The 18250-nt window shown below is 63.4% G+C and carries 23 protein-coding genes; 13 read left to right on the top strand and 10 right to left on the bottom strand.

The features are described from left to right. Positions 1-334 precede the first annotated feature (334 nt). Both leuC and KMZ29_RS01825 read left to right on the top strand, forming a co-directional pair. Complete coding sequence (leuC, locus tag KMZ29_RS01830) at positions 335-1741, top strand: 3-isopropylmalate dehydratase large subunit (protein WP_215622222.1); 1407 nt, start codon at positions 335-337, stop codon at positions 1739-1741. Positions 1742-1908: 167 nt separating this feature from the next. Next, the gene (locus KMZ29_RS01825; RefSeq protein ID WP_215622221.1) at positions 1909-2109 is read left to right on the top strand and encodes a hypothetical protein; all 201 of its coding nucleotides are present in this window, start codon (positions 1909-1911) and stop codon (positions 2107-2109) included. Between the two features lie 80 nt (positions 2110-2189). On the opposite strand, the gene KMZ29_RS01820 is transcribed toward KMZ29_RS01825, so the two are convergent. Continuing rightward, positions 2190-2816, bottom strand: coding sequence for a hypothetical protein (locus KMZ29_RS01820; protein WP_215622220.1), 627 nt, complete (start codon positions 2814-2816; stop codon positions 2190-2192). 191 nt (positions 2817-3007) lie between these two features. On the opposite strand from KMZ29_RS01820, the gene KMZ29_RS01815 reads away from it, so the two are divergent. Further along, complete coding sequence (locus KMZ29_RS01815) at positions 3008-3310, top strand: DUF1330 domain-containing protein (RefSeq protein WP_215622219.1); 303 nt, start codon at positions 3008-3010, stop codon at positions 3308-3310. Between the two features lie 9 nt (positions 3311-3319). Here KMZ29_RS01815 and KMZ29_RS01810 read toward each other — a convergent pair whose 3' ends face one another. Then, the gene (locus KMZ29_RS01810) at positions 3320-3673 is read right to left on the bottom strand and encodes a hypothetical protein (RefSeq protein WP_215622218.1); all 354 of its coding nucleotides are present in this window, start codon (positions 3671-3673) and stop codon (positions 3320-3322) included. 253 nt (positions 3674-3926) lie between these two features. Beyond that, on the bottom strand, positions 3927-4244 hold the full coding sequence (locus KMZ29_RS01805; protein ID WP_215622217.1) for a hypothetical protein: 318 nt from the start codon (positions 4242-4244) through the stop codon (positions 3927-3929). A gap of 117 nt (positions 4245-4361) precedes the next feature. On the opposite strand from KMZ29_RS01805, the gene KMZ29_RS01800 reads away from it, so the two are divergent. The 5 genes from KMZ29_RS01800 to KMZ29_RS01780 all read left to right on the top strand — a co-directional run bounded on the left by KMZ29_RS01800 (position 4362) and on the right by KMZ29_RS01780 (position 7248). Further along, a complete protein-coding gene (locus KMZ29_RS01800) occupies positions 4362-4760 on the top strand; it encodes a metallopeptidase family protein (protein WP_215604444.1) in 399 nt (132 codons plus the stop codon). Between the two features lie 146 nt (positions 4761-4906). Continuing rightward, the gene (gene leuD, locus KMZ29_RS01795; protein WP_215622216.1) at positions 4907-5512 is read left to right on the top strand and encodes a 3-isopropylmalate dehydratase small subunit; all 606 of its coding nucleotides are present in this window, start codon (positions 4907-4909) and stop codon (positions 5510-5512) included. A 48-nt stretch (positions 5513-5560) separates the two neighbouring features. Next, on the top strand, positions 5561-6352 hold the full coding sequence (locus KMZ29_RS01790; RefSeq protein WP_215622215.1) for a glycosyltransferase family 32 protein: 792 nt from the start codon (positions 5561-5563) through the stop codon (positions 6350-6352). 104 nt (positions 6353-6456) lie between these two features. Then, on the top strand, positions 6457-6870 hold the full coding sequence (locus KMZ29_RS01785; RefSeq protein ID WP_215622214.1) for a DUF6455 family protein: 414 nt from the start codon (positions 6457-6459) through the stop codon (positions 6868-6870). A 30-nt stretch (positions 6871-6900) separates the two neighbouring features. Further along, on the top strand, positions 6901-7248 hold the full coding sequence (locus KMZ29_RS01780) for a c-type cytochrome (protein ID WP_215604440.1): 348 nt from the start codon (positions 6901-6903) through the stop codon (positions 7246-7248). Positions 7249-7254: 6 nt separating this feature from the next. Here KMZ29_RS01780 and KMZ29_RS01775 read toward each other — a convergent pair whose 3' ends face one another. Continuing rightward, complete coding sequence (locus KMZ29_RS01775) at positions 7255-8136, bottom strand: HpcH/HpaI aldolase/citrate lyase family protein (protein ID WP_215622213.1); 882 nt, start codon at positions 8134-8136, stop codon at positions 7255-7257. 132 nt (positions 8137-8268) lie between these two features. On the opposite strand from KMZ29_RS01775, the gene KMZ29_RS01770 reads away from it, so the two are divergent. Beyond that, the gene (locus KMZ29_RS01770; RefSeq protein WP_215622212.1) at positions 8269-8916 is read left to right on the top strand and encodes a carbonic anhydrase; all 648 of its coding nucleotides are present in this window, start codon (positions 8269-8271) and stop codon (positions 8914-8916) included. A gap of 21 nt (positions 8917-8937) precedes the next feature. On the opposite strand, the gene KMZ29_RS01765 is transcribed toward KMZ29_RS01770, so the two are convergent. Next, a complete protein-coding gene (locus KMZ29_RS01765; protein ID WP_215622211.1) occupies positions 8938-9504 on the bottom strand; it encodes a TIGR00645 family protein in 567 nt (188 codons plus the stop codon). A gap of 52 nt (positions 9505-9556) precedes the next feature. Further along, complete coding sequence (locus KMZ29_RS01760) at positions 9557-10591, bottom strand: aspartate-semialdehyde dehydrogenase (RefSeq protein WP_215624096.1); 1035 nt, start codon at positions 10589-10591, stop codon at positions 9557-9559. Positions 10592-10798: 207 nt separating this feature from the next. Between KMZ29_RS01760 and KMZ29_RS01755 the strand changes: the two genes are divergently transcribed. Both KMZ29_RS01755 and KMZ29_RS01750 read left to right on the top strand, forming a co-directional pair. Continuing rightward, complete coding sequence (locus tag KMZ29_RS01755) at positions 10799-11503, top strand: hypothetical protein (protein ID WP_369810065.1); 705 nt, start codon at positions 10799-10801, stop codon at positions 11501-11503. A gap of 159 nt (positions 11504-11662) precedes the next feature. Continuing rightward, the gene (locus KMZ29_RS01750; RefSeq protein WP_215622209.1) at positions 11663-12049 is read left to right on the top strand and encodes a hypothetical protein; all 387 of its coding nucleotides are present in this window, start codon (positions 11663-11665) and stop codon (positions 12047-12049) included. Between the two features lie 66 nt (positions 12050-12115). Here the strand turns inward: KMZ29_RS01750 and leuB are convergent, their stop codons facing one another. After that, on the bottom strand, positions 12116-13228 hold the full coding sequence (gene leuB, locus KMZ29_RS01745) for a 3-isopropylmalate dehydrogenase (RefSeq protein WP_215622208.1): 1113 nt from the start codon (positions 13226-13228) through the stop codon (positions 12116-12118). Positions 13229-13490: 262 nt separating this feature from the next. On the opposite strand from leuB, the gene KMZ29_RS01740 reads away from it, so the two are divergent. Further along, the gene (locus tag KMZ29_RS01740) at positions 13491-14681 is read left to right on the top strand and encodes a YbfB/YjiJ family MFS transporter (RefSeq protein ID WP_215622207.1); all 1191 of its coding nucleotides are present in this window, start codon (positions 13491-13493) and stop codon (positions 14679-14681) included. Between the two features lie 174 nt (positions 14682-14855). Beyond that, complete coding sequence (locus tag KMZ29_RS01735) at positions 14856-15815, top strand: shikimate dehydrogenase (RefSeq protein WP_215622206.1); 960 nt, start codon at positions 14856-14858, stop codon at positions 15813-15815. Here KMZ29_RS01735 and KMZ29_RS01730 read toward each other — a convergent pair. From KMZ29_RS01730 to KMZ29_RS01720, 3 genes are all read right to left on the bottom strand, one after another. Continuing rightward, positions 15802-16587, bottom strand: coding sequence for a molybdopterin-dependent oxidoreductase (locus KMZ29_RS01730; RefSeq protein ID WP_215622205.1), 786 nt, complete (start codon positions 16585-16587; stop codon positions 15802-15804). The two genes, KMZ29_RS01735 and KMZ29_RS01730, sit on opposite strands and share 14 nt — an antisense overlap. 27 nt (positions 16588-16614) lie before the next feature. Then, complete coding sequence (locus KMZ29_RS01725; protein ID WP_215622204.1) at positions 16615-17247, bottom strand: cytochrome b/b6 domain-containing protein; 633 nt, start codon at positions 17245-17247, stop codon at positions 16615-16617. Positions 17248-17440: 193 nt separating this feature from the next. Beyond that, positions 17441-18025, bottom strand: a complete 585-nt coding sequence (locus tag KMZ29_RS01720) for a fasciclin domain-containing protein (RefSeq protein ID WP_215622203.1) — start codon at positions 18023-18025, stop codon at positions 17441-17443. Positions 18026-18250: the final 225 nt, after the last annotated feature.

Here is an 18250-nt window from a genome sequence, read left to right as displayed (position 1 = left end):
GCGACGAAGCAATCCATCTCCTGGCTCCTGCAAAAGGTATGGATTGCTTCGCGGAGCCTGTCATCGGGCGCGCGTTCGCGCGACCCGTTGGCTCGCAATGACGGTGGCTGCAAACGCATATCGCGCTCCAACACCCCGTGTGCTATAAGATTAGAATGTTTTCGGATCGCCAAATAATCGCAGCTCGCGTCGTGCTCGACGATCGCAGTCGTTTGCCTTGGCGTTTCTTCGGCCGGCTGACGACGGCCGCCCTCGCGGCCTGACGTCCTGCGCGCCGCTTCACCGCGCGCGACTGAATTTTCCGATTTGAATTCTCGCTTCGAGGCCTGACACCATGTCCAAACCGACCACGCTGTACGACAAGATCTGGAACGACCATCTGGTTCACGAGGCCGACGACGGCACCTGCCTGCTCTATATCGACCGCCATCTGGTCCATGAGGTGACTTCGCCGCAGGCCTTCGAAGGCTTGCGCGCCACCGGCCGCAAGGTTCACGCGCCGGAGAAAACGCTGGCCGTGGTCGACCACAACATCCCGACCACCGACCGTTCCAAGCCCAATCCGGATCCCGAGAGCATCGAACAGATGCGGGTGATGGCGGAGAACGCCAGGGAGTTCGGCATCGAATATTACAACGAATTCGACAAGCGCCAGGGCATCGTCCACGTGATCGGCCCCGAGCAGGGCTTCACGCTGCCCGGCACCACCATCGTCTGCGGCGACAGCCACACTTCGACGCATGGCGCATTCGGCGCGCTGGCGCACGGCATCGGCACCTCCGAAGTCGAGCACGTGCTGGCGACGCAGACCCTGATCCAGAAGAAGGCCAAGAACATGCGCGCCGTCGTCGACGGCAAATTGCCCGACGGCGTCACCGGCAAGGACATCATCCTCGCCATCATCGGCGAGATCGGCACCGCCGGCGGCACCGGCTATGTACTGGAATATGCCGGCGAGGCGATCCGCGCGCTCTCGATGGAAGGCCGCATGACCGTCTGCAACATGTCGATCGAAGGCGGCGCGCGCGCCGGCCTGGTCGCGCCGGATGAAAAGGCGTTCGAGTTCCTGAAGGGCCGCCCGAAGGCGCCGAAGGGCGACGCCTGGGATGCCGCGATGCGCTACTGGGAAACGCTGCGAAGCGACCAGGGCGCGCATTTCGATCACGAGATCAGGCTGGACGCGGCAAAGTTGCCGCCGATCGTGACCTGGGGTACCTCACCCGAGGACGTGGTGTCGATATCGGGCGTGGTGCCGGATCCCGACAAGATTCCGGATGAAGCCAAGCGGCTGTCGAAACATCGTGCGCTGAAATATATGGGCCTGACGCCCGGCACCAAGATCACCGACATCAAGCTCGACCGTATCTTCATCGGTTCCTGCACCAACGGCCGGATCGAGGATCTGCGCGCGGCGGCGAAGGTGGTCGAAGGCAAGACCGTCAACGCCAATCTCAACGCGATGATCGTGCCGGGCTCAGGGCTGGTGAAGGATCAGGCGGAAGCCGAAGGCCTCGACAAGATCTTCATCAAGGCCGGTTTCGAATGGCGCGAACCGGGCTGCTCGATGTGCCTCGCCATGAACCCCGACAAGCTGGCGCCGGAAGAGCGCTGCGCCTCGACCTCGAACCGCAATTTCGAGGGCCGTCAGGGTTTCAAGGGCCGCACCCATCTGGTGTCGCCGGCGATGGCGGCGGCGGCGGCGATCGCCGGGCACTTCGTCGATATCAGGGAGTGGCGGTAGCGTTTTCGAGCGAAAGCCTGCCCCGGAGATGATCCGGGGCAGAAACCGGTTCGCTCAAGAGAATGCGCCCACTCTTGCATCAACCTCGACACTTCCCGGCAACCTCTCGTTAAAGAACCGGGAGCAGACTGCTCTATGCGGAGATGAAGCTTCGCAAGGAGCGCGCCGTGGCCGACAAGTCCGAATTCGTCGATATGATCAGCGATGCGACGCGCCAGGTGCGGCGGCGCGTCGTGCGGCGCGCCGTCGAGCCGGTGGTCAAGGAAGGGTCGCGTCTCGGTCACCGCTCGGACCGGATGGAACAGTGGCGGATGGAGACGTTCACGCCCTGGAAGCTCAGGCCCTGGAAATTCAAGGATTGGGATTGAGCGCGGCAATTCTTGCTCTTGGCAAGCAGACATCAGGCGCCCAAGCGGGCGCCTGAATCATTCAGCCGACGTTTCGACGATCACCAATAGATCGGGTAGCGGTGATGCCCGCGGTAACGCCAGTGATGATGCCACGGGCGATAGCGGCAGATCTTGCGCGGGCCGTAATAGGTCCAGACGATCCGGCAGTAGCGGCGCGGGTAATAATAGCGCTGCGGATAGTAAACCGGCGCGTAGCCGTAGTAGCGCGGACGGATATGGTGGCGATGATGCCAGTAGGCCCGCCGCGGCGCGAAATGATGATGCCGGACGATTGCCGCCCCACCATAACGGTAGCCGCCGCCGCGGTAGATATGAGGGGCGCTATACCCGCCGCCGCGAAACACGGCGCCGCCACTGCGGAAGCTGCCGCCATGAATGGCCGCACCGCCGCCCCGGAAACCGCCACCATGAAAGCTGCCGCCTCCACCACGGAAGCCACCGCCACCGCCGCCATGAAAACCGCCGCCGCCTCGGCCGCCGCCATGACCGCCTTTGACTTCAGTCGTCAGTGCGTCGGAAGCATATTTCGCCGATGGCGCAGCGCCCGGATTGATCAGAGAGAGCGCCTCGGCGCGCTGGCCCGTCGCAACCGTGAGCACCAGCATCGCGGCTGCCGCAACACCGAAGCGACGAACGCCGCGCCTCGGATCTGGAACCTTCATCATGCGTGAAACCTCCCGGAATCGGTGACGAAGGCGAAGCCATGCAGCGGCATGCCTTTCGGCACGTTCATTTGCGGTCGCTCCCAACATTAAATTAAAGTTGACGATGTGAACGCCCCATGAATGGGAGCGAGCTTGAAAATGAACGCGGCTTGCGGCAGCAAGCGCGCGGCAATGCCGGACAGGAATTCGAGATGACCGTTTATGCGATCGTGCAACTGAAGATGACCGACCGCGCGGCCTATGACCGCTATCAGGCGCGCTTCTTCGACGTGTTCAAAAAGTTCAGCGGGCGGCTGCTGTCGGCAGACGAAAATCCGCTGGTACTGGAAGGCGCGTGGGATCGCGACAAGCTGGTGCTGATGTCGTTTCCGGACGAGGCCGCCTTTCAGGCCTGGGCGACCTCGCCGGAATATCTGGAAATCTCGAAAGACCGCAAAGCCGGCGCACACGGCGTCGTGCTGCTGGCGAAAGGCTTTGCGCCGGGGGCTAGCTGACCTCGACGGTTACCACCCCCACCGTGGCCCAAACCCAAACCCGAAGCCGAAACCGGGCGCGAACGGCGCCGGTGCATAGTAGTAGGGATACGGCGCATAGTAGTACGGATACGGCCGATAGTAGTATGGCCGCGCGTAATAATAGCGCCGGTAATACGGCCGATAGCCGTAACGGTAATAGGGCCGATAGCCGTAGCCGTAATAGCGCCGATAGTAGCGGTGCGCGCTGAAGTCGGTCGCCCTCGACGCTTGCGATTTTTGCACCTCGGTCTGCAACGGCGCTGCCGCGGCAGAATCGATCGCAGCCGAACCGCCGATCATCAGCGTCAGCGCCAGGATGGCCGTACCAGTCCATTTCTTCATGAAAGCCTCCTCCATTCCTCGACTGATCAACTCCGGGTCTTCCCGCGAGTTTCCGGCGGGCACACCATGCCCAACAAAAGAACAGACTTCAGTTGCGCGGATATCACCAGCGGCACCATGATTTAAATCAACGTTGAGCCGCATCGATGAACGCGGAACGCGCCAGCCGGTTCCCGCCCTTGCTTGACGCGCACGAGCATGGTGCAGAACCGATGCAGGGAGGACGCGTCCGACTGATGCGTTGAGGAGAACCTCAGCCCCGCCGCCAGTAGCAGTTCATGCGAGGCGTGATGACGATACCGCTCGGCCGGTATTCCTGCACATAGGTGGCGGTGCAGTCCCGCACCGCATTGGGGCCGGGATTGTAACGGGGATAGACGTCGGGCTCCCACTGCTCACGCGGATAGACCGGCACGCGCCGGATCACGCGGCGCTGCCGGGCCGAGATATCGGTGGGCGCTGCCTGCGCAGCCCTGATCCCCGACGGCGCGGTCTGCGCCTGCGCGGCCGCCCCAGGCAGCAAGAGCCCGACAAAAGCAGCCAATAGTGCCGCCGTCCCAATCCGCATCATGACGCCCACCCGAACCTGTTGGTCGGCGCAACGTCACCGATTGCCGCGCCGAGGTCAACTCCACCGGAAGCGCAAAACCGGTAGGCATACTGGCGGAACCCGCGTTAAACAGGCGCCATGTGGACCAAAGCCAAAGCGCCGTCGCTGGCCGAAATGGAAGCCATGGCGCACGAGATTTTCGAGCGCCTGCCGAAGGGCTTTCGCAAGCTGTGCGAGGGCGTGATCGTCCGCGTCGACGACTTTCCGACCGACGAAGTGCTCGACGAGATGCAGGCGCAGAGCGAATTCGACCTGCTCGGCCTGTTTCAGGGGGTCGGGCTGCCATTCCGCAGCAACGACGACATCGCCCGGCTGCCCAACATGGTCTGGCTCTACCGCCGCCCGATCCTGGATTACTGGGCCGAACATGACGAAACGCTCGGCCACATCGTCCGCCACGTGCTGATTCACGAGATCGGCCACCATTTCGGCCTCTCCGACGCCGACATGGAGGCGATCGAGGCGACCGTCGATTAGCTCAATTCTGGCCCGTATTCTCTATCGCAAAACCGGTGCCCACTTTTGCGGAATACGCGCGATTTACCCTTTAATACCGGCCGTATTCGCGATAAACCACCGCCCGAAACGGCCTATCCTTTCATCCTAGCCGGAAAGTGCACCCGATGGACAAGTTCACCACGCTGGAAGGCGTCGCGGCGCCGCTGAAGATCATCAATGTCGATACCGACATGATCATCCCCAAGCAGTACCTCAAGACCATCAAGCGCACCGGCCTCGGCAAAGGCCTGTTCTCGGAACAGCGCTACAAGGATGACGGCAGCGAGAACCCGGATTTCATCCTCAACAAGCCGGCCTATCGCAACGCCAAGGTGCTGGTCGCGGGCGACAATTTCGGCTGCGGCTCAAGCCGCGAGCACGCGCCATGGGCCTTGCTCGATTTCGGCATCCGCTGCGTGATCTCGACCTCGTTCGGCGACATCTTCTACAACAACTGCTTCAAGAACGGCATTCTGCCGATCCGTGTCACCCAGGAAGACCTCGACAAGCTGTTCGACGATGCCGAACGCGGCGCCAATGCGACGCTGACCATCGATCTCGCCAAGCAGGAGATCCGCGGCCCTGACGGCGGCACGGTGAAGTTCGAGATCGATCCGTTCCGCAAGCACTGCCTGATGAACGGCCTCGACGATATCGGCCTCACCATGGAGAAGAAGGCCTCGATCGACGCCTATGAGGCGAAGGCGAAGACCGCGCGCGCCTGGGCCTGATCCCACCGCAAGCCCCTTCGCTCGAAAGCGCCGCGGAAGGTGACGTGCATGCGGCCTGATGTCGTTACCTTCTGGCATGGTCCGCTCGATCGGCTCCGGCAGACCTGTCTGCGATCGCAGGTCGCGGCAGGCCACAAGGTCACCGTCTACAGTTTCGAACCGCTGGCGGGATTGCCCGACGGCGTCGGCAATGCCGAAGCCGAAGCGATCCTGCCGCACGCCTTCTCCGAAAAACTCCGCCCGCCGCAGCCGGACGGCACCTGGCGCGACTGGACCACGCTGCAGTTCTCGGATTTTTTCCGGATGCGGCTGATGGCGCGCGGCGCCGGACTGTGGCTCGACGCCGACGTGCTGCTGCTGAAGCCGGTCGATATCGATCCCGGCAAACCTTACTTCGCCTGGGAACGGCCGCGCCAGCTCGGCAACTCCGTGCTCTATCTGCCCTCAGACGACGCCATCGTCACGGCGTTCGAAGGGCTGATGCGGCAGGACGAACTGACGCCGGACTGGCTGGCGCTGCGGCATCGTGTGATCTTCGGCCTGCGCAAGCTGCGCGGCAAATCGAACCGCCTCTCCGATATCCGCGTCGCGATCTATGGTCCGGCAGCGCTGACCGCGCTCGCGGCCCGCCACGGCGAGCTCGGTTACGCCTTGCCGAAGAAATCGTTCTACGCGATTCATGCCGAACCAAGACTGTTCTTCGAGCCTACGGATTTCACGGCCCTGATCGGCGATCCCGACATAACAGGGCTTCACATCTCGCCGAAAGGCCGTGCCGGCCAGCCGCCCCTTCCAGGCAGCCTGTATGCGTGGGCGGCGGAACGGTTCGGCCAGCCTTGACGCCCTCGGCGGGCCGGTCCGCCGGACTTGTTTGATCTAACGCAACGACATTTTGTTTCCTTGCGCTCATATGGATTAAATCCTGCTTACCAGCGGAGGGTCCGATGACCGCCCAAGAACACCCGTTTCCTCGCGTCGAACTGCTGATGAATACGTTTGCCGACTGGCTGCGGCACCGGCGGGAGCTGAGCGAGATCCGTCAGATGGACACTGCCGATTTCGACCGAATCGCCAGCGACCTGCGGGTTTCACCCGGCGTGCTGGATACGCTGGTCCGTCAGGGACCGCATGCCGCCGATGAGCTGCCGAAAATGCTCAAGGTTCTCGGCATCGACGAAGCCGATCTGGCGCGCACCCAGCCTCTGGTGCTGCGCGACATGGAGCGCGTCTGCGCCCTGTGCGCGAACAAGCGCGAATGCGACCGCGATCTTGCCGCCGGCACCGCCGCCGAGCATTATGAGGAGTATTGCCTCAACGCGCCGACCATCGATAGCCTGGAGCGGCTGGTGAAGCAGTAAGGTCGGCGCACGGCGTCAGGCGGAATGAACATGTCGCGCACTGTCTGGATACGCATTGTGCTGGCCGTCGTGATTGCGCTGGCGGCGCTGTTCCTCATCCGGATGCACAATGCCGGCGGCGCACAATCTTCCAGCGCCGCGGCGGGGCATCGTTTGGCGGAGGCCTGGTGCAAGGAGTGCCACGCCATCGAAGCGGCAACCATCGGGGCGGCAAAGCCCGGACCGGACTTCGTCATGGTAGCCAACCAGCTATCGACCACGGCGCTTTCGCTGCGGGTATTCCTTCAGACCAGCCACCGAAGCATGCCGAATCTCATCCTGAAACCCGATGAGACCGACAACCTCATCAATTACATCCTGAGCCTGAAGCGCAATTGATCCCGCTTAGTTGCGCCCCATCGCCGTGATCGCGTCGGCGATCGCTATGGTGCGCCTGGCCATATCGGCATGCAGCCGTTCCACCATCTGGCCGTCGAGCGAAATCGCACCGCGTGAGGCATTCTCGGGCCGTTCGAACGCGGCGATGATCTTGCGGGCGAGGGCGACTTCCTCCGCCGGCGGCGTGAAGATCGCGTTGCAGGCCTCGATCTGGCCCGGATGGATCAGGGTCTTGCCGTCGAAGCCGAGATCGCGCGCCTGTGTGCATTCCTGGCCGAAGCCGTTGAAATTGCTGAAATCGCTGTAGGGGCCGTCGAGAATTTCGAGACCGTAAGCGCGCGTCGCAAGAATGCAGTGCGTGATCATCGGCAGCATCGTCGCGCGCCCCGGCTGCATCCGTATCCGCGTCTCCCGGGAAATATCGTTCGGTCCGAACACGAAGCCGGCAAGCCGCGTCTCGGAATCGCGCGAGGCGGCTGCGAGTTCCTCGGCATGCAGCACCGCGCGCGCGGTCTCGATCATTGCCCAGACCCGGATCGACAGGTCGGCGTTGATGTCGCTGAGGCGATTGGCGATGGCCGTGAGATCATCGACGCTGGAAATCTTCGGCACCAGGATGCCGTCGGGCCGCACCTTGCCGGCCATGCCGACGTCGTCGATCCACCACGGCGAGTCCAGCGCATTGACCCGGATCAGGACCTCGCGCCTGCCGAAACCGCCCGCGGCGACGGCTGCCGCGATCTGGTCACGCGCTATCGCCTTGGCGTCGGGCGCCACGGAATCCTCGAGGTCGAGAATGATGCCGTCGGCGGGGAGATTACGCGCTTTTTCCAGCGCCCGCGCATTTGACCCGGGCATGAACAGAAGGCTGCGGCGCGGTCGGATCATCGGCTGGTTCCCTCGGCGTTCGCTTGGCGGTTGCTTGGGCAGTTCCTTGGCGGTTCGAGCCTCAGGCGATAACATTTCGGCGGGTCGTCCGGAAGCCTTGTTCCGGCTCGCGCCATATGGTTAGCAACTCGCATGGCATTCCCGAAACATCTGCTCGAGGGCTACCGGGCCTTCACTTCGCAGCGGCTGCCCACCGAGCAGACGCGCTATCGTGAATTGTCCGAACGCGGCCAGTCGCCGGCGGTGATGGTGATCGGCTGTTGCGATTCCCGGGTGTCACCGGAAGTGATCTTCGATGCCGGCCCCGGCGAATTGTTCGTGGTGCGCAACGTCGCCAATCTGGTGCCGGTGTATCAGCCCGACGGCGGCGCGCACGGCGTGTCGGCGGCGCTGGAATATGCGGTCAACGTTCTCCGCATCAAGCACATCGTGGTGCTCGGCCATGCGCAATGCGGCGGCATCCGCGCCTTCATCGACAATATCGAACCGCTGTCGCCCGGCGATTTCATCGGCAGGTGGATGCAGATGTTCATCAAGCCGGGCGAAGTGGTCGAACAGCGCGAGCGCGAGTCGATGCAGGACTTCACCATCCGGATCGAGAAGGCCGCGATCTTCCGCAGCCTGGAGAACCTGATGACGTTTCCGTTCGTCCGGGCGCTGGTGGAAGAAGGCGGGCTGGGCCTGCACGGCGCTTATTTCGGAGTCGCCGAGGGCTCGCTGTTGGTACTCGATCGGGCGGCGAAGGAGTTTCGCAGCGTCAGGGATCAAGTGAGGAAGTAGGGAATAGCGAAACTCTGCTCGCTAATGCCCGGCCTTGTCGCCGGCCCCGTGATCGCCGCCCCACCGGTCCGACAGTGCCAGCAGCAACGTCGAGATCACGAACAGCAGATGCACGCCTGCCAGCCAGCCCATCTTCTGGGCGTCGAAGGCGGCGTCGATGTTCATGAATGCCTTCAGCACCTGAATCGCCGAAATCGCGACGATCGAGGCGAGCAGCTTCTGCTTCAACCCTCCGAAACCGACCTTCGTGATCCATTCCGGCCAGTCCGGATGGCCGCCGGGATCAATTTTCGAGACGAAATTCTCGTAGCCGGAAAACACCACGATCAGGATCAGGTTGCCGGTCAGCGAAATGTCGATCAGGCTGAGCACGCCGAGGATGACATCGGCCTCCTTGGCGTGAGGCACATGCAGAATGAACTCCCACAGCTCCAAGATGAACTTGTACAACAGCACTGCGAGGCTGATGACGAGGCCGAGATAGAACGGCGCCATCAGCCAGCGGCTGCTGAACAATATACCTTCGAATCCGGTTTCGACGCGCTTGAGCTTCGGATTCGGCCGGTAGGGAGCAGGCTGTTCGGTCATCGCGATTCCGGCTCCGCGGTCCCGGCGCTCGCGCCGCTCTTACGCTGCTTTCTTAAGCTGCTTTCTTCTTGGCACTGATCAGCTTGCGGTTGATCAGGCATTCGGCGATCTGGATCGCGTTCAGCGCGGCGCCCTTGCGCAGATTGTCCGACACGCACCAAAGCACGAGGCCGTTCTCCACCGTCGCGTCCTCGCGGATGCGGCTGATGTAGGTCGCATCCTCGCCGGCCGCCTCATATGGCGTAACGTAACCGCCGGGCTCGCGCTTGTCGATCACCAGGCAACCGGGTGCATTGCGCAGGATGTCGCGCGCTTCATCGGCCGAGATCGGATTCTCGAACTCGATATTGACCGCTTCGGAATGACCGACGAACACCGGCACCCGCACGCAAGTGGCGGTGAGCTTGATTTTGGGATCAAGAATCTTCTTGGTCTCCATCATCATCTTCCACTCCTCCTTGGTGTAGCCGTCCTCCATGAACACGTCGATCTCGGGAATCACGTTGAAGGCGATACGCTTGGGGAATTTCTTGTTGATCAGCTCGTCGTTGGTGTAGACCGCCTTGGTCTGCGAAAACAGCTCGTCCATGGCGTCCTTGCCGGCGCCCGACACCGATTGATAGGTCGAGACCACCACGCGCTTGATCACGGCCTTGTCGTGCAGCGGCTTCAGCGCGACCACGAGCTGCGCCGTCGAGCAGTTCGGATTGGCGATGATGTTCTTCTTGACGAAGCCCGCCACCGCATCCGCATTGACCTCGGGAACGATCAGCGGCACGTCCGGATCCATCCGCCAGGCCGACGAGTTGTCGATCACGACCGCGCCGGCGGCGCCGATCTTCGGCGACCATTCCTTCGACACCGAACCGCCCGCCGACATCAGGCAGATATCGACGTCGGAGAAGTCGTAATTCTCGAGCGCTTTGACCTTCAGGGTGCGATCGCCATAGGACACTTCGACGCCCATGCTGCGGCGCGACGCCAGCGCCACCACCTCGTCAGCCGGGAATTTGCGTTCGTCCAGAATGTTGAGCATTTCCCGCCCGACATTGCCGGTCGCACCGACCACCGCGATCTTGTAACCCATCATTCACTCTCCGACGAAAAATGCCTGCCCACCGCTCCAGGCGGAAAGGGAAGAGGCAGCGCTTCTATGCGAGAAATGCCCTCAAGACAACGTTAGACCGCGGCCCTTGGGCATTCGATGCGATCGTTTGTGGCTTTACCTGCCAACTCATATTACCCGAACAGGATACATCCGGCGCTGAGCAGCTTCGCCGACGAATGCTGCGGCATGCTGGCGCGTCTTGCGGCCTATGTGGGGGCGCTCGCCTTGCTTGCCATCCTCGGCGCGCATGTGTGGGACCAGCTGCCCGAGATTGCCGATGCCGAGCCCGCCGCGGAGACGGGCTGGAGCGAGGCTCCGCGCTCGCATCCGGCATTTGCCGTTAGCAAGTTCGATTCGTTAGATAAAACAGTCTCTTATGAGGTCCTTCGGCATCCTGAGGGCGGTCGCAAGGACATCCTCCGCTGGGGTACCCCGGGCGAAAGGCCGGTTGCCGAACTCGAGATCTATCGTCGCGGGGCCGAACCGAGCCAGTCAGGGCTCGCCATGGCCGAAATCGCCGAGCGAATGAGCTTCGCGGGCCGGTCAGAGCCGGAGGCGGCTGGCGTCGTCGACAGCAAATTCGGCATGGTGACGCTGCTTCGTCTCGCCGGCACCGCCGGAAGCGGCCGGGGTTGCCTTGGCTTCATCAAGCGTCTCAATGACCCCGATCTGCAGATTTCCGGCTGGTCATGCCAGGGGGAGACCCTGCCGGCGCGGCGCGCCGCGATCTCCTGTATTCTGAGCCGGCTGATGCTGTTGACGGCCGGAAACGACCCGAAACTGGCTGAATTGTTCGCACGCGCCGAACTCAGGCGCAGCAGCTGCGCCGCCGCCCCGTCATCCGACTGGGTAACGGGCCCGGAAAACCCGGGGCTGCGCGGCACACTTTGAGGCGGCACTCCGGCAAGATATTGGTTTTCATGCAACTTCCCGGTTTCGCGCCGCATTATTATGATGCGGTGTGGCCCAATTGACCTAGTGGCGCTATACCCACCACAGCTAAGATGGTTGCAAATCGGATATGGCGGTCCGGCCGCCCGTGAGGACCTGATGACCCTGAAATTCCCCGCTGCGACCAAGCTCGCAGCCTTGCTCGCCGCCACCGCGGTTGTCGCGATCAGCTTCGACATGACGCCGGCGAGCGCGCAGTCCAAGCAGCGATACGACCGGGACGGCCGTCCCTACTATGGCGCGAACGGTCCCAACCGATCCTACCAGCAGGGACCGCGGACCCGCGTCTATGTCACCACGCGCTCCTGGCTCGATGCCGGCACCGAAGTGCTGCCCGGCGAGCGCAAGTTCCAGGATTACGCATTTCCGCCGGAGCTCGGGTACCCATCGTTCGCCCGCGAGAACCTGAACCGCCCGATCGACCGCCAGCCGCTGAACCCGCCGTCGGACATGGGCGGATATCCGCAGCGGTTCCCGCTGTATTGAGCGCATCGCTTCAGACGAAAATGCCCGGCCAGGCCGGGCATTTTTTATGGCGGGTGCGATAGTTGCTTACGCGTGCAGCGCCTGCAGCTCTTTCAGAATCGCCTCACCCATCTGCGTCGTGCTCACTGACGTGGTGCCCTCCGACTTGATGTCGGCGGTGCGCAGGCCGTTGGCCAGCACGGCCGCGATCGCGGCATCGAGCTTGTCGGCCAGCGCGCCCATGTCGAAGGAATAGCGCAGCGCCATCCCGAACGAGGCGATCATCGCGATCGGATTGGCCGCACCCGTCCCTGCGATGTCCGGCGCCGAGCCGTGCACCGGCTCGTACAGCGCCCTGCGCTTTTTGGTCTTGACGTCGACCTCGCCGAGCGAGGCCGACGGCAGCATGCCGAGCGAGCCCGTCAGCATCGCCGCGATGTCGGAGAGCATGTCGCCGAACAGGTTGTCGGTCACGATGACGTCGAACTGCTTCGGCCATTTCACCAGATTCATGCCGCCGGAATCGGCCAGTTGATGCTCGAGCTGGACGTCCTTGTATTCGCGCGCATGGACCTGGGTGACCACCTCGTTCCAGAGCACGCCCGACTTCATGACGTTGCGCTTTTCCATCGAGGTCAGCTTGTTGCGGCGCTTGCGCGCCAGATCGAACGCGACCCGCGCAATGCGCTCGATTTCATAGGTATCGTAGACCTGGGTATCGATGGCGCGCTTCTGGCCGTTGCCGAGATCGATGATGGTCTTCGGCTCGCCGAAATAGACGCCGCCGGTGAGCTCGCGCACGATCATGATGTCGAGGCCCTCGACCACTTCGCGCTTCAGGCTCGAGGCGTCGGCCAGCGCCGGATAACACACCGCCGGGCGGAGATTGGCGAACAGAGCGAGGTCCTTGCGCAGCCGCAACAGCCCGGCCTCGGGGCGCGCGTCATAGGGAACGCTGTCCCACTTCGGACCGCCGACCGCGCCGAAAATCACGGCGTCGGCAGCCATCGCCTGCGCCATGGTGGCATCGGTAATGCTCTGCTTGCTGGCATCATAGGCCGAGCCGCCGACCAGCCCCTGCTCGGTCGCGAAATGCGCAATGCCCTGCGCGTTGAGCCAGTCGATCAGGCGTTTCACCTCCGCCATCACTTCGGGGCCGATGCCGTCGCCGGGGAGAAGCAGCAGTTTATGGGTCGCCATTGATCATTCCTCATCCAACTCGTCGTCCGGGCTTCGTCCCGGGCATGACGAAGACCGCGAAATCCGCGCGGGGAGTGCTAAAGCGCCGGAAGCGGATTGGCAAGGAGGCACCGGCGGGCGACAAATGCCCTGAATCGCCCCGCCGCCAGGCCGGATCGTAAGGCCGCCGGCGCGGCATTGCGCTGACAGCAAGACACCTTTGCCGGCCGCGAGCCTGTGCAACCACGGCTTTGCCTGCCAGAATGCCGGCTGGAGAATCCCCTTGCACGCGCCCGACCGTCCCTCGCCGCTCACGCACCCCGCGCGGCTGATCCTGATCCTGTCGCTCGGGCCCACCGTCGGTCTCGGCATCGGCCGCTTCGCCTATGCGCTGGTGCTGCCGGACATGCGCGACACGCTCGGCTGGTCCTATTCCGCGGCGGGTTTCATGAACACCATCAACGCCGCCGGTTATCTCGCCGGTGCACTGCTGGCGTCGCGCCTGATCAAGCGCTTCGGCCTCGCAGCAACGGTGCGCTGGGGAACGCTCGCCTGCGTGCTGTCGCTGGCGCTGTGCGCCTTCTCGGACAATTTCATCGTGCTGAGTTTTGCACGGCTGCTGGCGGGGCTCGGCGCGGCCGCAGGATTCGTCGGCGGCGGGGCGCTGGCGGCGACGATCGCGCAATCGCGGCCCGAGCGCGCCAATTTCCTGCTGAGCCTGTTTTACGCCGGGCCGGGGGTCGGCATCCTGTCGTCAGGACTGGTCGCACCGTTCGTGCTGCAGGCGTTCGGGCCGGGATCGTGGTGGATCGTGTGGTGGGCGATGACATTGCTTGCGGTCGCCATGACCGTTCCGCTGCTGCTGGCGCCGCTCGATACCACCGCCAGCATCGGCGATGCGGCGGCCACCAAATTCGCGATCCGCCCGGTGCTGACCTATCTCGTCGGCTATTTTCTGTTCGGCGCCGGATACATCGCCTACATGACCTTCATGATCGCCTATGTCCGCGACGCCGGCGGGGGTGCTGCGGCGCAAAGCGCGTTCTGGAGCCTGATCGGCCTCAGCGCCTTCGTCACACCCTGGGTATGGCGCCGCGTGCTGGCGCTCGACCGCGGCGGCCTCTCCACGACCATCATTCTCGGCGTCAACGCGGTCGGGGCGGCGCTGCCGATTTTCGGCCATTCCGCATTCCTGCTGGCGATCTCGGCGCTGGTGTTCGGCGTCGCTTTCTTCGCCGTGGTCGGATCGACCACGGCCTTCGTCCGCTTCAACTATCCGCCGGCGGCATGGCCGGCCGGCATCGCGGCGATGACCATCGCGTTCGGGATCGGCCAGACACTGGGGCCGATTGCAGTCGGCGCCGTCACGGACGCGATGGGCAGCCTGTCCTATGCGCTGAACGTCTCGGCGGCGATGCTGGCGGTGGGCGCGATCGCCGCCGCGTTTCAGGGACGGCTGGCGCGGAAATCATAGATCCGCCCAGAGCGCCTTCTTGCGCTGCCCGCGACGTTCATCTCGAGACGACAGCGGCGATGTCGGGCTGGTCGCCTGACAAATCAATTGAGCTGGATCATCGCTGGGCTGTCGTTACGTTAGTCTTGATGTGCTATTCTGCACGACCCATGTCGATGCCTGGTGCCTGAGACGATGACATCCGCCACGCACAGCCCGCGCGCCTCAGGCCGCCGCTTTCTTGCCGGTTTACTCGGCGCGCCGATCGCGCAGTCGGCCGCGCCGGCCATGCACGAACGGGCTGCCGAGGCGCTGGGCCTTCGCTGCCATTATCAGCTCGTCGAGATAGCCGGCGCCGGGCGCGAAGAGCTGAAGATGGTGCTCGAGGGCGTTCGGCGACTGGGTTTCGCCGGCATCAACGTCACGTTTCCCTACAAGGAAGCCGTGCTCGATCTGCTCGACGAATTGTCGCCGGGTGCGGCACTGATCGGCGCCGTCAATACCATCATTGTTCGCGACGGACGATTGATCGGCCACAACACCGATACGACCGGTTTCGCGCGAGCCGTTACCCCACTCGTGACCGTCTCCCCACGCGGCGCCGTCGCCGTGATCGGCGCCGGCGGTGTCGGCAAGGCGATCGCGTTCGCGCTGGCCGGGCTCGGCGTCCCCGAACTGCGGATCTTCGATAGCGACCACGCCAAGGCCGCGCAGCTGGCTGCCCGGCTGGAAGGTCGGGCAATAGCAAGCGTTCCTCCCAACGTCGAGGATGCGCTGTACGCGGTCGCGGGAGTGGTCAACGCCTCGCCGGTCGGGATGTTGCCGGGCGTTGGCACGCCGGTTCCGGACACCCTGCTGCATGCCGGGCTGTGGGTCGCCGACGCGGTCTATTCACCGCTCTGGACGCCGCTATTGACGGCGGCAAAGGCCAAAGGCGCCCGCGTGATGACCGGGCGCGAACTTGCAATCCATCAAGCCGCTGATGCGTTCGAACTGTTCACGGGACTGGCGCCGTCGATCGCCGAACTGGGAATGGCATTCGACGGCATGATGGCGACGAGATACGCCGCCTCGTCGTCTCCCCCTCCCTCCACGCGCCCTTGCGCGTGGTGGGGAGGGAAGAAGAAGATGAACGCTCGCTCTAGCTCCCGCTGAACGAATTGTATCCCTGGTCTTCCCAGAAGCCGCCCTTGTAGTCGTTGGTGACTTCCATCGAGACCACGTATTTCGGATTCTTGAAGCCGAGTTTGGTCGGCACGCGAATCTTCATCGGATAGCCGTAGGCGCGCGGCAGGATCTCGTCGCCGAACTTGAAGGTCATCTGAGTCTGCGGATGCAGCGCGGTGGCCATGTCGAGCGGCGAGTTGTAGCCCTCCGCGTCGGCGCACCGGAACCAGCAATATTTGGCGCGGGTGTCGGCGCCGACCAGTTTGAGGAAGTCGCGCAGCGGCGTGCCGGTCCAGCTTCCGATCGCGCTCCAGCCCTCGACGCAGATATGGCGCGTGACCTGCTTGACCTGCGGCAGGTTGTAAAGCTCCTCCAGCGTCCATGACTTCTTGTTGTCGACGAGGCCGCGCACCTCGAATTTCCATTCCCTGCCGTCGATGGTCGGCGCGTCGTCGAGCCCGTAGTAGGCGTTGAACGGGAACGGCTTGGTGATGGCGCTTTCCGGAAAGGTCGGCGCCAGCGCATTCGGATTGAAGATCGCCGCCTGCACGCCGTCATTGAATTTCGAGATCTGCTTCAGCATCTCCTCGGCGGAGAACGAGTCGGAGACGTCGCAGCCGGTCAGCAGCGTCAGCGCGCCGAGGCTGGCGCCGCCGGATATGAAGCGCCGGCGCGTCAGGTCCGGCATCAGCCTGGTGGCGTCCCTGACAAGCAACTGCTTGTCGACGCCGGGGATCAGAAGCGAACGAAGTCGGCCCATGACATATGCTCCCAGATAGATTTGGACTCAGCGGCCGATGATCATGGCGCGCAGGCTTTTCGGCACCAGCACCGCGAGCGCGACATGCACGATCAGGAACGCGACGATTGCCGCCATGCAGATGAAGTGGACGTAGCGCGCGGCGTCATAGCCGCCGAACAGCGCCGTCAGATATTGCAGCTGCACCGGCTTCCAGATCGCCAGACCCGACAGCACGACGAGGACGCCGATCACGATGATCCCCGCATAGAGCAGCTTCTGCACGTAATTGTATTTGGTGAGGTCGTCATGCGACAGTCTGCCGGTCAGCGCCGCCCTGGCGTCGGAGATCACGCCCTCCGGCGTGATCGGCAGCAGCTTCTTGCGGAAGCGACCGGTTGCAAGACCCAGCGCGAGATAGACGAGGCCGTTGACCATCAGCAGCCACATCGCCGCGAAATGCCAGAGCAGCGCGCCGCCGAGCCAGCCGCCAAGCGTGATCGAGCTCGAAAACTTGAAATCGAACAGCGGCGAAGCGTTGTAGATCTGCCATCCCGACATGATCATCAGGATCATCGCCACCGCGTTGATCCAGTGCAGGGTCCGGACCCAGGCCGGCTGGATGACCTTCGCCGGCGTGGCGGCCACGGTGTGCTGGTCGTTGACTGCGAGGCTGGACATGGTGATTCCCTGGCTGTTCCACGCTGAGGAGAGGCCGATACATGCTTATACGCCGGAAGAAGGCGCTTCGTTACTGCCAAGGCAGCTATCAGGTTGATGCCTGTGGCCTATGGCGGTCACAAAAAAGCGAGCCGGGTTGCCCCGGCTCGCGCCTCGCGCATCCTGTTGGGACAAGGTCAGGATACGTGCGGTATTACGACGCCGGCATCAGGACGGTGTCGACCACGTGGATCACGCCGTTCGACTGATTGACGTTCGAGATCGTCACCATCGAGGTGCCGCCCTTGGCGTCGACGATCCAGACCTTGCCGTCCTGGAGCTTCACTGTCAGTTCCTCGCCTTCAGCGGTCTTGAGCTTCTTGCCGTCGGTCAGGCTGGCGGCTTCGAGCTTGCCCGGAACCACGTGGTAGGTGAGGATCTTGGTGAGGGTCGCCTTGTTCTCGGGCTTCACCAGGGTGTCGACGGTGCCGGCCGGCAGCTTGCCGAAGGCGGCGTTGGTCGGCGCGAACACCGTGAACGGGCCCTTGCCTTCCAGCGTCGCAACCAGGCCGGCGGCCTTCACCGCCGCAACCAGCGTGGTGTGATCCTTGGAGTTGACGGCATTCTGGATGATGTTCTTCGAGGGGAACATCGCGGCGCCGCCGACCATCACGGTCTTCTCGCCGGACATTTCGCTTTTCATCATCTTGTCTTGCGCGCTGACGGGCGCGACGACGGCGGCGGTCAGAGCCAGGGCGCCGAAGGCGGCGGCGGAAAAGAGTGCAATACGCTTGGACATGGAAACGTCTCCCGATGATTGAGGTGACCGGCGGAGGTCCGCCGGCGATGAAGGGGCAACAGCGACGCTTGTCCGTGGGTGATCAGAGCGTCGCCGTTGGGCCGAGTTACGGGATGTTGCCGGACCGGTTTCGCAGAATAATTTATCGTGATGCCTGAAACTATTTTCGACGCAGCCCGTGTGGGGCCGCACCGAAGCGCAACCGCCCTCGGCGATATCGCCGTC

Origin of the sequence: Bradyrhizobium sediminis (genome assembly GCF_018736085.1) — a bacterium.
GTDB lineage: Bacteria > Pseudomonadota > Alphaproteobacteria > Rhizobiales > Xanthobacteraceae > Bradyrhizobium > Bradyrhizobium sediminis.
Note: the sequence above shows the minus strand (reverse complement) of the source record. Positions and strands in the feature narration are given on the sequence as shown.

Bases quoted from the DNA above. Each gene is read 5' to 3' on its own strand.
- leuC (WP_215622222.1), top strand. From the start codon at position 335: ATGTCCAAACCGACCACGCTGTACGACAAGATCTGGAACGACCATCTG.
- KMZ29_RS01820 (WP_215622220.1), bottom strand. From the start codon at position 2,816: ATGATGAAGGTTCCAGATCCGAGGCGCGGCGTTCGTCGCTTCGGTGTT.
- KMZ29_RS01815 (WP_215622219.1), top strand. From the start codon at position 3,008: ATGACCGTTTATGCGATCGTGCAACTGAAGATGACCGACCGCGCGGCC.
- KMZ29_RS01810 (WP_215622218.1), bottom strand. From the start codon at position 3,673: ATGAAGAAATGGACTGGTACGGCCATCCTGGCGCTGACGCTGATGATC.
- KMZ29_RS01805 (WP_215622217.1), bottom strand. From the start codon at position 4,244: ATGATGCGGATTGGGACGGCGGCACTATTGGCTGCTTTTGTCGGGCTC.
- KMZ29_RS01800 (WP_215604444.1), top strand. From the start codon at position 4,362: ATGTGGACCAAAGCCAAAGCGCCGTCGCTGGCCGAAATGGAAGCCATG.
- leuD (WP_215622216.1), top strand. From the start codon at position 4,907: ATGGACAAGTTCACCACGCTGGAAGGCGTCGCGGCGCCGCTGAAGATC.
- KMZ29_RS01790 (WP_215622215.1), top strand. From the start codon at position 5,561: ATGCGGCCTGATGTCGTTACCTTCTGGCATGGTCCGCTCGATCGGCTC.
- KMZ29_RS01785 (WP_215622214.1), top strand. From the start codon at position 6,457: ATGACCGCCCAAGAACACCCGTTTCCTCGCGTCGAACTGCTGATGAAT.
- KMZ29_RS01780 (WP_215604440.1), top strand. From the start codon at position 6,901: ATGTCGCGCACTGTCTGGATACGCATTGTGCTGGCCGTCGTGATTGCG.
- KMZ29_RS01775 (WP_215622213.1), bottom strand. From the start codon at position 8,136: ATGATCCGACCGCGCCGCAGCCTTCTGTTCATGCCCGGGTCAAATGCG.
- KMZ29_RS01770 (WP_215622212.1), top strand. From the start codon at position 8,269: ATGGCATTCCCGAAACATCTGCTCGAGGGCTACCGGGCCTTCACTTCG.
- KMZ29_RS01765 (WP_215622211.1), bottom strand. From the start codon at position 9,504: ATGACCGAACAGCCTGCTCCCTACCGGCCGAATCCGAAGCTCAAGCGC.
- KMZ29_RS01760 (WP_215624096.1), bottom strand. From the start codon at position 10,591: ATGGGTTACAAGATCGCGGTGGTCGGTGCGACCGGCAATGTCGGGCGG.
- KMZ29_RS01755 (WP_369810065.1), top strand. From the start codon at position 10,799: ATGCTGGCGCGTCTTGCGGCCTATGTGGGGGCGCTCGCCTTGCTTGCC.
- KMZ29_RS01750 (WP_215622209.1), top strand. From the start codon at position 11,663: ATGACCCTGAAATTCCCCGCTGCGACCAAGCTCGCAGCCTTGCTCGCC.
- leuB (WP_215622208.1), bottom strand. From the start codon at position 13,228: ATGGCGACCCATAAACTGCTGCTTCTCCCCGGCGACGGCATCGGCCCC.
- KMZ29_RS01735 (WP_215622206.1), top strand. From the start codon at position 14,856: ATGACATCCGCCACGCACAGCCCGCGCGCCTCAGGCCGCCGCTTTCTT.
- KMZ29_RS01730 (WP_215622205.1), bottom strand. From the start codon at position 16,587: ATGGGCCGACTTCGTTCGCTTCTGATCCCCGGCGTCGACAAGCAGTTG.
- KMZ29_RS01725 (WP_215622204.1), bottom strand. From the start codon at position 17,247: ATGTCCAGCCTCGCAGTCAACGACCAGCACACCGTGGCCGCCACGCCG.
- KMZ29_RS01720 (WP_215622203.1), bottom strand. From the start codon at position 18,025: ATGTCCAAGCGTATTGCACTCTTTTCCGCCGCCGCCTTCGGCGCCCTG.